Origin of the sequence: Nocardia sp. NPDC019323 (assembly GCF_044389845.1) — a bacterium.
Lineage (GTDB): Bacteria > Actinomycetota > Actinomycetes > Mycobacteriales > Mycobacteriaceae > Nocardia > Nocardia implantans.
In genome coordinates, this window is record NZ_JBIRYN010000002.1 from 584,005 (window position 1) to 597,593 (window position 13,589).

Genomic DNA, 13,589 nt, shown 5'->3' on the forward strand with positions numbered 1-13,589 from the left:
TGCGCCCAGCTTATATCTCACAATGAGATACCCGCTGCGGGATCGAGTGGAGAGCATCACCGAAACCACAATCTTTCTGTAATCGCCGCCCTGCCTGCAGTTATGGCGAGTTGGCGGCACCTATCGAGTCCGTCGAGAGGTTGTATGTGATGCCCGCCGATCTCGTTACCTCGAGTGTCGTTGTTGTCGCAGTCCTGTTCGGACTGTGGATTGTTTGGTTCGTGCTGCCGTGGCTCATTGATCGCGAGGACATGTCCACTGCGGCCACGGCCCCGGCTGCAAGCAGTACCTGTCCGCCTCGGCCTACAGCCTCGGATTGTCGGAGGATTAGCCGTGGACAGGCAGGAGAGGGACGAGCAAGACGGTCCCGCCGCCTGGATGGAGCACGCCGATGGGACGTGGTCGGTCGTGGATGAGTACGGATTCGGCAGCGAACCTTTCATAGTCATCGACGGGAAGGCGTTCCCCATCGACCCGACCAGCGAATAGGCCAACCGCCCATCGTCCGATCGGGTGCATTCGGCGACTCACACCACGTCGGCGGCGGGGTCGAAGGTGGATTTGAAGTCCGGACATTCGACCAGGGGGTCGTGGGTGCAGGTGGCGGCGTGGCGGAGGCTGTCGCGCATGCGGATGAGGCGGGTGATGTCCTCGTCCAGTTGGTTCGCTTTTTCGGCCATGCGGGCGCGTAGTTCGGCGTCGGAGGGGGAGGCGCGCAGGAAGCGGGCGATTTCGGCGAGGGTGAAACCGGCGCCTCGGGCGCAGGAGATGAGGGCTAGGCGGTTCAGGATGTCGGGGTGGTAGGTGCGGCGCAGGCCGTTGCGGCCGGTCGCGGCGATGAGACCGCGCTTCTCGTAGAAGCGCAGGGCGGAGGGGGCGAGGCCGGTTCGTTCGCCGACCTCGGCGATATCGAGCAGGACGTCGGTCATCTCGTCTCCTTGACTTGAACCGCGCTTCAAGTCACAGACTAGCTCGCATGACGATTCACCACCTCAATTGCGGATCGGTTCGGCAGATCGAGGCCACCTACGACGGACCCGCGCCCGCCAACGCCGTGAACCATTGCCTGCTGGTCGAGACGGCATCCAGTGGCCTGGTCCTGATCGAGACGGGGATCGGGCTGGACGACGTGCGCGACCCGGCGGGCACGCTCGGGCCGCAATGGGTGGCTATGGCCCAGCCCGTGCTCGCCGAGGACGAGACCGCGATCCGGCAGGTCGAGCGGCTCGGCTACGACCCCGCCGACGTCCGGCACATCATCCTCACCCACCTCGACGTGGACCACTGCGGCGGACTGCCCGATTTCCCGCACGCGCGGGTCCACGTCCTCGCGGCCGAACTGGCGGCGGCGCAGGCCGAAGCGCCGAGCTTCCGCTACCGCTCCGCGCACTGGGCGCACGATCCGAACTGGGTGGCCTACCCGTCGGAACCGACCGGACAATGGTTCGGCTTCAACGCGATTCAACCGAAGGACCTGCCCGGCGACTTCCAGCTGATCCCGCTGGGCGGGCACACCGCAGGCCACACGGGAGTCGCCGTCCGAGACGGCGACCGCTGGCTGCTGCACTGCGGTGACGCGTACTACTACCATCGCGAACTCGACGCCGCCCCGCAGCCGCACCCGGTGCTCGATATGGTGCAGACCAGCTCCGAGGTCCACCACGACCTGCGGCTGGGCACCCAGGCGCGGCTGCGCGAACTACACCGCGATCACGGGGACGAGGTCACCCTGATCAGCGCGCACGACCCGTGGGAATTCCTGCGGGCGAGCTGACCCATCACCGTCGCTGCCAGCACTGCGCGCGGTCACCGAGATTCCACCAGGAGACATAGCCGGGGTCCTGGTCGAGCAGGGTCCATTCCTTCTCGAGCAGGTCGAAGAACGCGCTGTCGGCCGTGCGCCCGCCGCGGGCCTCGCCGATGTAGATCAGCGACGACCCGCCCGCCTCCTGGTAGGCGGCGAGAGTGGTGGAGGCCATCGGGTTCTCCCAGCCGGGCGGCCAGCAGAGGAACAGCGCGTGGTCGGCGTGCGCGGCGACCAGATCGTCCGGTGTGGACGGCGGCGTCGCGGTGGGATGCCAGGTCGCGGTTTGTCCTGCCGCGGCCGGGAACGCCGAGTTCGTCGCACGGTCGGGCGGATGCGAGTCGAAAGCATCTGTCGGCACACCGATTCGCGTGAGCTGATGCGCCCAGTAACCGCGTCCGGCTCCGACCTCGAAGATCGGCCTGCCCTGGGCGACGTCACCGACCCAGCGCAGCGTTGCGGGGGAGGGAATCGCGTAGGCGTACGCGGCTTGCAACACGATCTGCGCATAGGCCAGTCGTGCACTGCCTTTGGGGTTCCCACCGTTCACCTCGGCGCGGTTCGCCCGTTCCGCCGGGCCGGGCGACACCGCGGCGGCGACGATGTCCCAGTACGGGTTCGTGCTCGCGCCGCCGGTCATGTAGTGCAGAAGGTGTAAGTCGAATGTGGCGTCGGCGATGTCGTCACCGGTGCCGGGCAACCGGCCCGCGGTGGACCAGTAGTCGGCAACTCGTGGATACGCTGTCGCGAAAGAGGATTCGTCTCGCACCAGGTCCGTCAGCGCCGTGCGACGCTGCGGCGAGAGCGCCAAGTCAGCCATCCCTCGATTTTTCCGCCGACCGTCACCACCCACGGCGGAGATCGATACGAGTTCACCGACCCGTCGCGAATCCTTTTCTCTCCGTAAGTAAAACGCGCAGGCGGCGAAGTTGCTCCGACGCGGTTCATGCCCCCGGCTCAGTCGCTGCCACGCACAGACAGTCCCGAGCGTGCCGAGGTAGGCCGTTTCGTCGGGCCGACGCGATTCCGGCGTGATCATCGAAGTCACGGCCGATGTCGGACAGCTGTTCGCACACGGTTACGCCGGTACGTGATCGAGGCCGGAAATGAAGGATATCGACAGCGGGCCGCGAATCCGCCTTGCGAGTGAATACGCGGTACGCCCGCGGCCGCAGTGGGCGGCGCGATCCGGGTACCCGATCGCGCTACCTCCGCGTTTCAGTACTGCTGATGCCCGGCCAACTGCTGCGCGATGATTCCCTGCAATCGTTGCAGGCCGCCGACGGTGATCCCGCTCTGGATCTGGCCCTCGATGGTGCGCACCAGCACGGAGTCGCTGAGCACCTTCTCGCTCGACTGGATCAGCACGGTTCCCGCGCCGGTGAACTCGAACTGGCGCTCCTCACCGGAGTTCACGCCGAAGCGCGCCGCGCCGGCTGCCAGGAAGTTCGAGATCCACCCCTCGTCGTAGTGGTGGCTGGGGGAGGGGCAGTCCGCCCAACCGACCAGCGACTCCGGGTCGACGCGCAGCGGTGGCTCCGCGAACATCACCGGCCCGTTGGAGGAGGCGAGGAACTTGCCGGTACCGATCAAGGTGAGGAATCCGGGCACGATGGACTGGTTGAGCGACAGGCCGGGCTCGAAGGCCAGCAGGTTCGCCGCCCGGATGGTCAGGTTGCCGTTGTCCTCGAGATCGTAGGAATTGATGTCGTAACCGCGGTCGCCGATGATCAGCTTGCCGTGCCCCTCCGCGACGACGTAGTCGCCGGTGAACAGCGGCGCCGAGAACTGCTGCGACACCATGTGCAGCAGTCCGCCCTGCAACCCGTGGGTGAGCGCCTGGAACCGGATGTCGCCGTAGTAGGCGATCATCGCGCCCTTGCGCATGAACCACGGCTTGTTCATGTCGATGCAATAGGCGTAGTTGTTTCCCGGGATGTTGTCGCTCTCACCGAGATTCATGGGGCTGAAGATCTGGGACATGCTCACAACTTCTCTTCGGAGGCCTGCACGTAGACGACGCCCTGACCGGCGCAATGCAACTGCATCGCCTCTCCGGAGCCGCGCCCGACGGCGTCCCGCCAGCTCAGCGCCGCCTTGAGTTCGGTCTGCACATTGCCGTACGCGGCGACGAAGGCTTGCGGATCGACCACGATCGGATTCGGTCCGCCCACTTGCAGTTCCAGGAAGCCGCCGTGCGCGAGCAGCACCGCGGCGCCCTGCCCGGACAACTGGGTGGTGAACAGGCCTTGGCCGGTCAGCGCGCCCGACGCGGCGCCGCGCAGCGCGCCCATCAGGCCACCGCCGCCTCCGCCGCCCGAACTCATCACCGAGACCACCGAACTCTGCAGCCCGGCGGTGTTGGCGAGTAGCCGCGAAGCCTCGACGCGCAGGGTCGCGCCCGGCTGCATGTGCACCACGTGCACTTCCAGACCGGCGAATCCGTAATGGACCACTCCGTTGCCCTGAGCGAGCATGGTGCGTTCGTGCTCGCCCGCCATCGCGCGGCCGGCCAGACCCATCAGCCCGCCCATGCCCCCCATCCCCTGCGCCCCCGGAATCTGATGCGGAGCAAAGGAGACAGCGCCGGTATAGAACAGCATCGCGCCGCTGCGGGCGACCACACCGCCCGCCATCCCGACGTCGACCTTGACGACTTTGCCGTTGACCTTCTCGAACATCCGCCTCTACCGTTCCGCCGGTTGGATCGACACCACGCCGTGGCCGTCCCAGCGCAGCGAGAACGCCTCGCCCGCGTCCTGGCCGACGAAACTGCGCCAGGACACATCGGTGACGAAGGACTGGTTGAGGTTTCCGCGCGCGGCGACGAACGCGTCCGGGTCCACGATCAACGGGTACTGCGGCGAGACCTCCAGGTGGATGAGCGGACCACCCGCCGAGAGCAGCGCGACCTGGCCTTGGCCGGAGACCGTCGTGGTGAACAGGCCCTGCCCGGTGGACGCACCGCGCAACCCGGCGAATCGCACATCGGTGCGGAGGTTCCCGGCGAACGCGAGCAGTTGTTGCGATTCCACTTGCAACGTCTCGTTGTTCAGGTTCACGACGGTGACGTGCTGGCCGTTGACCGCGAAGAACACCCGTCCGTGCCCGGCGCACTCCATCAGCGAGAGCTTCTCGCCGGTGGCCCGGCGCTTCAGCCCGGCGAGCACGCCGTCGCCTCCGCCGAAGCCGGCCGCCTTGAACTGCACGTTCCCCTCGTAGGCGATCATCGAACCGGAAATCGCGCGGAGACTAGTGCCGGCCAGATGGGCCTCGATCACCTTCTTCGATTGCTCGAACAGTTGCGCCATGGAATGTTTGCCTGCTGTCTCGATCGGGAACACGGTGTGACCGCCGTATTCCATCTGCGTGCCGTCACCCTAACCGATGCTCGCTGGGGCGCCGGGGCAGCGCGGCCGTTCGATTCGAGCGGCCCGCAGCGCGTTTCTCGTAGAGTGTGAGGCGAACGCACCGACAAGCGAAGGGTCGAACTTGTCCGCAACTCTCGCCAAGGGCCAGAACGGTCCGCTGGCCACCAACGACGTGGTGATCTCCGTCCAGCTCACGGCGCCGGCGGATTTGTCGGCACTACTGGTCACCGAGCGGGGCAAGGTCCGTTCCGATGCCGATTTCGTCTTCTTCAACCAGCCCAGCGGCCCCGGTGTCAATTTGCAGCCCGCGCCCGCGGGCCAGCCCGCGTCGCTGGCGGTGTCGCTGAACGCGGTGCCCGCCGACATCGACCAGATCCGTGCCGTGATCACCCTCGACGACGCGAACAGCAATTTCGGCATGTTCCCCGCCCCGACCGCGATCGTGTCGGACGCGGCCGGTAATCAGTTGTACGAGTACCGGATCGAAGGGTTGAACACCGAGTCGATCGTGATCGCGCTCGAGCTGTACCGACGCCAGGGTGCGTGGAAGGTGCGGGCGGTCGGGCAGGGCTACGCGGGTGGTTTCGCCGCGCTGGTCACCGATCACGGTGTGACGGTCGATGACGCTCCCGCCCAGCCCGCGCAAGCTCCGCAGGCCCCGCCGCCGCCTCCGCAGCAGCCGGTTCAGCAGCCGCCGAACTATCCGCCGCCGACCACACCGGCCTATCCGACCCAGCAGCAGGCGCCGCAGTACGCGCCGACTGGTGGTTATCCGCCGCCCGGTCCCGGTTACCCGCCCCCCGGTCCGGGTTACCCGCCGCCGCCCGCCCCCGGCCCCGGCTATCCGCCGCCCGGCCAGCCGCCGCAGCAGCAGCCCGCCGAGGTCAGCCTGAGCAAGGACCGCCCGGTCAGCCTGGTCAAGGGCCAGCGGGTGACGTTGCGCAAGGAAGGCGCCGCGCTGACCTTCGTGAAGATGGGTCTCGGCTGGGATCCGGTGCGCAGCCGCGGCATGTTCGGCAACCGCACGGTCGACATCGACCTGGACGCCTCGGTCATCCTGTTCGCCGATATGAACCCGGTGGACGTCGCCTACTACGGCCAGCTCACCTCCAAGGACGGTTCGATCCGCCACCAGGGCGACAACCTCACCGGCGAGGGCGAGGGCGACGACGAGGTGATCCTGGTCGACCTGACCCGCGTCCCCGCGCACGTCACCACCCTGCTGTTCATCGTCACCTCCTACAAGGGCCACACCTTCGAGCAGGTGCAGAACGCGTTCTGCCGCTTGGTCGACGGGACGAACAACGGCGAACTCGCCAGATACACCCTCGCGGGCGGCATGCCGTTCACCGCGATGGCCATGTCCAAGCTGTACCGGGTCGGCAGCGACTGGAAGTTGCAGGCGCTCGGTGAGGGCTTCCAGGCCAAGCATCCGGGTGAGGCGGTGCCGCAGCTCGGCCGGTTCCTCGTCAACGGTTGACCGGCGGCGGACAGCGGGGCGGATACGGTGATTCAACTGCAGGCCGGTCAGAACATCCCATTGACCGGTGAGGTCGTTCGTTTCAGTGCGAAAGCCGAGGCTGCCCTCGACGTTTCCGCGCTGGTGGTCGCCGAGAACCTGAAAGTGTTCTCCAGCGACGACTTCGTCTTCTACAACCAGCCCGCCACGGCGGGGGTCGCTTTGGCGGCCGACGGGGTCACCATCACGCTCACCGAGGTGCGGGCGGACGCGAAGGCCGTGCTGCTGGTGGTCAGCGCCGACCCGGCCGCACCCGCGCGAGCGGGCGGGCTCGGGCCGGTCACCGCGACGTTGTCCGAGAACGACGGCACGACAGCCGAATTCGCGATCACCCCCTCATCCGGTGAGACCGCGCTGATCTGCCTGGAGGTGTATCGGCGCGGTCCGGCGTGGAAGTTGCGGGCGGTGGGCCAGGGTTACGCGGGCGGGCTCGAGGTGCTGCTCACCGCACACGGCGTCGAGGTCGACGGTGCGGCTCCGGAGCAGGCCGACGGGCCCGGCACGCACACCATGGCCGGTCCACTGGCGGGTGACGCGCAGATCGCGGCCGCCGGTGCGCCGCTGGAAGTCGGTCACGGCCTGGAACGGCTGTGGATGGTGTTCGAAGACGCCGCGCGGTCGTCCGCCGCGCTGGTCTCGGCGCGGGAGTACGCGGCCAAGCGGTTGGATCACGAACTGTCGCTGGCCGTCTCCGATCCGGCTACCAGGAACACTCCTGCGGCCGAACAGGCGCGCACCGCCGCGCAGCAACGGCACGACGAACTCGTCGCCACCGCCGAGCGCAACCACCAGCGCGATGCCGAACAGCTGATGAGTGAACTCGCCGAGGCCGACCGAGTGCTGCCGCCCGCCCTGGCGTCCTGGGACTCGCCCGCTTGGGACAAGCCCGCGCCGAGCGACGGCATCCGGCTCGGTGAGCTGTACGCGCTCGACCGTGGGCCGCTGCGCATCCCGTACTGCGTTCCGGTGCCGCTGAACCGGCCGCTGTGGATCGATGCCGAGTCGACGCGTGCGGTCGCGCCCGTGGTGGGCGCGCTGCTGGCGCGACTGCTCGCCACGGCGCCGCAGCGGCGCACGCTGGTGGACATCATCGACCTGACCGACGCGTTCGGCGGCTTCACCGGCCTGCTCGCTCCCGTGCTGAACGGTCCGCCGATCACCGATCACGCCGACATCTCGGCGCGGCTGCAAACGCTCGTCGACGCGGCCGAGCTGGCCGAATTGGCTTACACCAGTGGCGCTTTCACGCCGCCCGCCGAACATCGGGTGCTGTTGGCCGCCGACTTCCCGCACGGCTACCAGAGTTCGGACGCGCAGCGCATCGGCGCGCTGATCACGCGCGGCGAGCTGATCGGATTGTCCATCGTGATCGTCGGCGCGAACGAATCCGATTCGGCCGACACCACCGTGGCGATGCTGTCGCAGTCGTGCCGCCACCTGCCGACCATCGGCGACACACCGCTGTTCGATCCGTGGACCGGCAGCGCGTGGCAACTCGACCTCGACCTGTTGCCGCAGGAGCCGGAGCGGCAGGCGCGCTTCCTGCGCACGATGTGAACGCCTGAACCGGCGGCGGCCGGTCAGCTCCGGGCGAGCGCCGGTCGCGGCCGCAACGGTCCCGGCAGCCAGGGCAGCAGCGGATCCGGCGTGCGGTCGACGACGCCGCCGACCGGGTCGTCCACGAAGTCGCGACGCACCAGGTCCTCCTCCGGGCGGTAGATCTGGCGCACGATCAGGGCGCACAGCCCCACCACCGCCAAGTCACGCAGCGCGACCGTGCCGGTGAACCACTGTTCGGGCAGGCCCTTGCGGTCCAAGCCGAGGTAGTAGAACATCCGCGGCACCCAGACCAGCGCGTCGATGGTCATCCACGTCAGCAGGATGCGCCGGTGCGGCAGCGCCAGGACGGCGAGCGGCACCAACCACAGCGAATACTGCGGACTCCACACCTTGTTCGTCAGCAGGAACGCCGCCACCACGAGGAAGCACAGTTGCGCCAGCCGCGGCCGTCGTGGCGCGGTGAGGCCGATGTAGGCGATCACCGCGCAGGCCGCGACGAACGCCAGCAGCGAGACGACGTTCAGGATCGCCGGCTGCTCGCCGTAGGCCAGTGCGCCGTCGAAGCCGGGCCAACCGGTGAACGAGGAGATCACGTTGTAGATCGAGTCCGGGTCGGCGTGCCGGGTGGTGTTGAGCCGGAAGAACTCCTGCCAGCCGTTCGGGAACAGCGCGGCGATCGGCAGGTTCACCGCGAGCCAGGTGGCCAGCGCGGCGCACATCGTGACGGACGCGGCGCCGATCGGCCTGGCGCTGAGGAACTGGATGCGGTACGGGGTCTCCCGGATCCACGCCAGGAAGGTCGGCCAGCCGTCGATGTCGCGTATCCGCAGGCCGAGATGCGTGCGCAGGGTGCGTTGCATCGTCTCGGTACGCAGACACAGCACGAGGATGGGCCCGAGCAGCAGCAGGGGATACAGTTTGGCCGCGCCACCCAGACCGAGCAGAACTCCCGCCAGCACGGGCTTGCGCCGGGCCCAGGCGAGCAGACCGGTCGCGGCGAAGGCCGTGGCGAGCGCGTCGAAATTGGTGAAGGCATGCACGATCACCAGCGGCGAACAGGCGATCAACGCCGCGTCCCAGACCCGGCGGCCGGACAGCAACGCCGAGGCCCAGACGGTGATCAGCCAGGCGATCGCGAGGCCGATCGCGACGACGTTGAAGTAGATCACCACCTGAAGCGCGCCGGGCAGCGGTGCGGCGTCCCAGCTCTTGGCGATCCGCATCGCGAGATACTGATAGAGCCCCGAGAGCACGGGATATTCCATGTACCGCGTCTCTCGCCCACCGTCGGGAGTCTGCTCGGTCCACTGCTTCTTGTACGGGAAGGCGCCTTCGTTCAGCCGCTCGGCTCCGTAGAGCGGCACGGTGTCCGAGTAGCACATGGCCACGTACTGGCGGCCGTTGTTCCAGTCGAGCGTCGGACCGTCCGCGCCGGTGGTCTGCTGGATGCAGCCCGCCTTGCCGAACCAGCCGAGCGCCAGGAACACCACGGCGAACGCCATCAGCACCCGCATGGGCGTCCAGAACCGCGCCCGCCCGATCAGCGCGTGATCACCGACCGGCCCGCCGATCACCGTGGACAGTTGCGCGGCGAGCGAATCATTGCGACTCGGCCGGTCCCGCGCGTCGGCCGATCGGAGATCAGAAGCGAGCGGAGCAGGGGCGGCGTAGTACGCCCCGCCGGGCGCCATCTGGTCCGACAGCGGTGCCCTCCCATTCCTCCGTGGCTCCACCAGCTGCTGATCGGTCACGGAACCCGAGGCTACCCTGCGTTCGGCTCAGGCCCGGGGCCGACTCGATCCGTGCTCGTTCGGCATCGCCCGCGCCAAGAGGGCAGCTATGAACGCATATTCGCTCGAATCGACGGTGAGCGGATCACCTGGCTTCTGAGCCGAGTCGGGCCGGCCACGATGTGGCCGGCCCGACTCTTCATCGACTATCTGCTGCGTGTCGACGGTGTTCCGTTCGAGTTCTCGTCTTGACCGGAACTGTCACTGCGTTGGTTGCCAGGGCGTGGTGCACCGGTAGACGATGGCGATGAGCCATCCGTCGGTGCGACCGGCTGGCCGGGCAGCGGGCCCGATTCCGACTGACGCTGCTGCTGCGGCCGTTGCTGCTGCGGAGCGGGTTGAACGCCGGGAACGGGGATCGTGATGCCGGGCAGGATCTCGACCTGGGTCGGCGCGACCACCACCGGGGGCAGCAACGGCGACTCGACGGTGGACGGCGGGGTGTACGGTGCCGACCATTCCGGGACGCCGGCCTGTCCCTTGATCGGGGCCGGCTTCGGGAAGTTCTCGTTCGGAGTGCCCTTCAGGGCCCCGTCCATCGTGGCCTTCCAGATGTCGGAGGGCAGGCCGGACCCATAGATCATGCCGCCACTGGCGTTGCGCAGACGGTCACCTTGCTCGGTTCCGACCCACACCGCGGTCGACAGCGACGGGGTGTAACCGACCATCCAGGCGTCCCGGTTCTCGCCGGTATCCCCGAGCTGGGCGGTTCCGGTCTTGGACGCCGACTCCCGGCCGCCGGCCAAGCCGTGGTTGCGCGAATAGGCGGCGATGGGCTTCATCGCGGCGGTGACATTGTCGGCCACCGCGGCGGAGACGCGCTGCTCACCGGCTACTTCGCCACGGTCGAGCAGGACCTGGCCGTCGGCGGTCACGACCTTCGACACGAAGTGCGGCGCGTGGTAGACGCCGGAGGCGGCCAGCGTCGCGTAGATGGAGGCCATGTCCAGCGGGCGCGCTTGGTACTGGCCGAGCACGATGCCGTTGTTGGGCCCGGAGCCGTCCGCTTCGGTGAGCGTCTTGCCGACCCCAGGGATGGTCTCCGGCATGCCCAGTTTGTACGCCATATCGGCGATCTTGCGCGGGCCGTTCTGCATGTCCAGCTCCATCCGGTAGAAGCTGGTGTTCAGCGACCGCTTCAGCGCCTCGGCGATGGTGCACATGCCGCACTGTTCGCCTTCGACGTTGGAGATCTTGATGCCGTTCACGGTCAGCGGCGAGCTGTCGTACATCTGCGACAGCGGGATGCCCAGCTCCAGGTTCGCGGCCAGGCCGACGACCTTGAACGAGGAACCCGTCATCAGACCCGCGTTCGCGAAGTCGTAGCCCTGGCCGTCGCTGCCGCCGTAGTAGGCGCGAACCGCACCGGTGCGCGGGTCGACCGAGACCACGGCGGTGCGCAGATTCTCCGGCTCACCGTCCATGTTCTTGTTCACCGCGTCGACCGCCGCCTGCTGGGCCTTCGGGTCGATCGTCGTGGTGATCTGCAGGCCTGCGGTGTTCAGCTGCTGTTCGCTGATGCCCGCCGCGCCGAGTTCCTTGAGCACCTGGGTCTTGATCAAGCCCTCGGGGCCGGAGTCCTGCTCCTTGTCCCTGGTCGAGGCGAGGGGGACGACCTGCGGGTACTGCAGGCCCTGCCGCTCGGCCGCGCTCAGGTTGCCGCCGGAGACCATGCCGTCGAGCACGTAGTTCCAGCGGGTTCGCGCGCCCTCGGGGTTCTTCTCCGGGTCCAGGCTGGACGGCAGCTGGATGGTGGCGGCGAGCACCGCGCCCTCGGCGACGGTGAGCTCCTGCACCGGCTTGCCGAAGTACGCCTTGGCCGCCGCGTCGATGCCGTACGCGCCGCGACCGAAGTAGATGGTGTTCAGGTACGCGGCGAGGATCTCGTCCTTGCTCCACTGCCGCGCCATCTTGGCCGAGATGACCAGCTCGTGCATCTTGCGGGTCAGCGAGTGCTCGTCACCGACCAGCGCGTTCTTCACGTACTGCTGGGTGATCGTCGAGCCACCGCCCGCGCTCTCCTTGCCGAGGATGTTGTCCCTGGCCGCGCGCGCGAAGCCGGAGATCGAGAAGCCGGGGTTGGTGTAGAAGTCGCGGTCCTCGGCGGCCATCACGGCGTTGCGCACGTGCGGCGGGATCTGGTCGATGGTGACGTCGGTCCGGTTGCCTTCCGGAGGAACCACTTTGCTGAGCACCGTGGTGCCGTCGGAGGCGAGGATGGTCGCCACCTGGTTGGTCTTCAGGTCGCCCGGCTGCGGCACCGACACCGTGGTGTACGCGGCCAGGAAGATGCCGCTGGGCAGCAGAATGGCCAGCGCGATCAAGACGTAGAGGGTGCGGCGCACGATCCGCCAGGGGAACTTCTTCTGCTGCGCGGGCTGCCGCCTTCCTGGCCCGTCGGAGCCGCCGCTGCCGCCACGGCGCGGCGGCGGGCCCGACGGTGGGCCTCCCGCGGCCTGCCTGCGTTCGCCGGTGCTCGGTCCGCTGCCGGGCGTGCGACGCCCTTCGCGGTCCACCGCCGGGCGCGCGCCGGTGACCGGACGCGGGCCCGTGGCGGGGCCGCGCCGGTTGCGCTCGTTCACCGCATCGCTCAGCGAGCCTGGCCGCTGGATCCGCTGGGTCGCCTGCGGGGCGGAAGCGCCGCCCGGCGCGCGGTTCGGCTGCGGGGGGCGGCCCGGCTGGGGCGGACGGCCACCCTGTGGAGGACGCCCGTTCGGCGGGGGAACAGGACGGCGCGGCGGCTGGGGGCCGCGTGGTTCGCCAGGGATGGGGCGGCCACCGGGCGGCGGGCCGGGACGGGCGCCGGGGGGCGGGCCGGGACGGGGATTCTGGTACGGGTTGGGACTTGGACGTGAACTCTGCGGAGGACGACCGCCATGTGGCTCATCGCCGTAGGGCTCGTAGGGCGAATTCACTGACAAGATCTCCATAACTCGTAGCGGTCCAGGTGGCAATCAGCGGTAGTCGTCACCGTGGCGGGCGCATGCCAGCTCCGCGAGTCACCCGCCGGGGACGACCCAGGCATTTCATTCGGCGGCGGTGCGCCGGTTCGCGCGTGTCCCGGTGCGGCGGCGCGGCGGTGCCGGCGCGGAACCGAGGACATAGGACTGCACCAGATGATTCCAGCTGCAGGTCCGGCATACCTCGACGACATGAACCGAGAATTCTTCGCGCGTCTCGGCGAGGCGCGCAAGCTCCTCGGGTGTGCGAGCCGATCCGGCGACCGGCCCGAGGCCGTCGCCGAAGACCCAGGATACGAGGGTCAGCTGTTCCTTCCGGCAGATGGGGCAGGTGACCTCGCTCCCCCGGCCATGGAACTTCGCCGCACGCAAGAGATAAGGATTCGCATCACACACCTCGGCGACATCGACCCGGCCCGCATAGACGTCAGCCAGCAGCGACCGGCGCCGCAGGGCGTAGTCGACAACTTGCCGCTGAATTCGCACGAGAACCAGAGTAGCGGTGTCTGAATCGGGCTGCCCCGGGCTGATGCGGATTGACCGGTCCCGGACGGGCCGATCCAGCGCGTCGCGCCGCTGTCCGGA

Annotated in this window: 12 protein-coding genes; 4 read left to right on the top strand and 8 right to left on the bottom strand. The window is 68.4% G+C overall.

Going from position 1 to position 13,589, the window contains the following annotated elements; all coding sequences use genetic code 11:
• The first annotated feature begins 333 nt into the window (after positions 1–333).
• On the top strand, positions 334–489 hold the full coding sequence (locus ACH49X_RS10025; RefSeq protein WP_357111097.1) for a hypothetical protein: 156 nt from the start codon (positions 334–336) through the stop codon (positions 487–489).
• 38 nt (positions 490–527) lie between these two features.
• Here ACH49X_RS10025 and ACH49X_RS10030 read toward each other — a convergent pair whose 3' ends face one another.
• Positions 528–929, bottom strand: a complete 402-nt coding sequence (locus ACH49X_RS10030; RefSeq protein ID WP_195079481.1) for a MerR family transcriptional regulator — start codon at positions 927–929, stop codon at positions 528–530.
• A gap of 47 nt (positions 930–976) precedes the next feature.
• Here ACH49X_RS10030 and ACH49X_RS10035 point away from each other — a divergent pair, with 47 nt between their 5' ends.
• Positions 977–1,774 carry an MBL fold metallo-hydrolase gene (locus ACH49X_RS10035; protein ID WP_357209174.1) on the top strand — a complete coding sequence of 266 codons (798 nt, stop codon included), beginning with the start codon at positions 977–979 and terminating at the stop codon, positions 1,772–1,774.
• 4 nt (positions 1,775–1,778) lie between these two features.
• Here ACH49X_RS10035 and ACH49X_RS10040 read toward each other — a convergent pair whose 3' ends face one another.
• The 4 genes from ACH49X_RS10040 to ACH49X_RS10055 form a co-directional block, all read right to left on the bottom strand.
• Positions 1,779–2,624, bottom strand: coding sequence for a hypothetical protein (locus ACH49X_RS10040; protein WP_357209176.1), 846 nt, complete (start codon positions 2,622–2,624; stop codon positions 1,779–1,781).
• Between the two features lie 398 nt (positions 2,625–3,022).
• Positions 3,023–3,787, bottom strand: a complete 765-nt coding sequence (locus tag ACH49X_RS10045; protein WP_195079478.1) for an AIM24 family protein — start codon at positions 3,785–3,787, stop codon at positions 3,023–3,025.
• 2 nt (positions 3,788–3,789) lie between these two features.
• Positions 3,790–4,485 carry an AIM24 family protein gene (locus ACH49X_RS10050; RefSeq protein WP_195079477.1) on the bottom strand — a complete coding sequence of 232 codons (696 nt, stop codon included), beginning with the start codon at positions 4,483–4,485 and terminating at the stop codon, positions 3,790–3,792.
• A gap of 6 nt (positions 4,486–4,491) precedes the next feature.
• Complete coding sequence (locus ACH49X_RS10055) at positions 4,492–5,115, bottom strand: AIM24 family protein (RefSeq protein ID WP_195079854.1); 624 nt, start codon at positions 5,113–5,115, stop codon at positions 4,492–4,494.
• 181 nt (positions 5,116–5,296) lie between these two features.
• Between ACH49X_RS10055 and ACH49X_RS10060 the strand changes: the two genes are divergently transcribed.
• Positions 5,297–6,655, top strand: a complete 1,359-nt coding sequence (locus tag ACH49X_RS10060; RefSeq protein ID WP_195079476.1) for a TerD family protein — start codon at positions 5,297–5,299, stop codon at positions 6,653–6,655.
• Positions 6,656–6,682: 27 nt separating this feature from the next.
• On the top strand, positions 6,683–8,251 hold the full coding sequence (locus ACH49X_RS10065; protein WP_195079475.1) for a TerD family protein: 1,569 nt from the start codon (positions 6,683–6,685) through the stop codon (positions 8,249–8,251).
• 23 nt (positions 8,252–8,274) lie between these two features.
• Here ACH49X_RS10065 and ACH49X_RS10070 read toward each other — a convergent pair whose 3' ends face one another.
• The 3 genes from ACH49X_RS10070 to ACH49X_RS10080 all read right to left on the bottom strand — a co-directional run bounded on the left by ACH49X_RS10070 (position 8,275) and on the right by ACH49X_RS10080 (position 13,490).
• Positions 8,275–9,945 (bottom strand): glycosyltransferase family 87 protein, encoded by a 1,671-nt coding sequence (locus ACH49X_RS10070; RefSeq protein WP_195079853.1) that lies wholly within the window; start codon positions 9,943–9,945, stop codon positions 8,275–8,277.
• A 245-nt stretch (positions 9,946–10,190) separates the two neighbouring features.
• Positions 10,191–12,389 carry a transglycosylase domain-containing protein gene (locus tag ACH49X_RS10075; protein WP_357208514.1) on the bottom strand — a complete coding sequence of 733 codons (2,199 nt, stop codon included), beginning with the start codon at positions 12,387–12,389 and terminating at the stop codon, positions 10,191–10,193.
• A gap of 681 nt (positions 12,390–13,070) precedes the next feature.
• Positions 13,071–13,490, bottom strand: a complete 420-nt coding sequence (locus tag ACH49X_RS10080; RefSeq protein ID WP_063016743.1) for a DUF5318 domain-containing protein — start codon at positions 13,488–13,490, stop codon at positions 13,071–13,073.
• Between the last annotated feature and the right edge of the window lie 99 nt (positions 13,491–13,589).

Coding starts and splice junctions, on each gene's coding strand:
- ACH49X_RS10030 (WP_195079481.1), bottom strand. CDS start 929: ATGACCGACGTCCTGCTCGATATCGCCGAGGTCGGCGAACGAACCGGC.
- ACH49X_RS10035 (WP_357209174.1), top strand. CDS start 977: ATGACGATTCACCACCTCAATTGCGGATCGGTTCGGCAGATCGAGGCC.
- ACH49X_RS10040 (WP_357209176.1), bottom strand. CDS start 2,624: ATGGCTGACTTGGCGCTCTCGCCGCAGCGTCGCACGGCGCTGACGGAC.
- ACH49X_RS10045 (WP_195079478.1), bottom strand. CDS start 3,787: ATGTCCCAGATCTTCAGCCCCATGAATCTCGGTGAGAGCGACAACATC.
- ACH49X_RS10050 (WP_195079477.1), bottom strand. CDS start 4,485: ATGTTCGAGAAGGTCAACGGCAAAGTCGTCAAGGTCGACGTCGGGATG.
- ACH49X_RS10055 (WP_195079854.1), bottom strand. CDS start 5,115: ATGGCGCAACTGTTCGAGCAATCGAAGAAGGTGATCGAGGCCCATCTG.
- ACH49X_RS10070 (WP_195079853.1), bottom strand. CDS start 9,945: ATGGCGCCCGGCGGGGCGTACTACGCCGCCCCTGCTCCGCTCGCTTCT.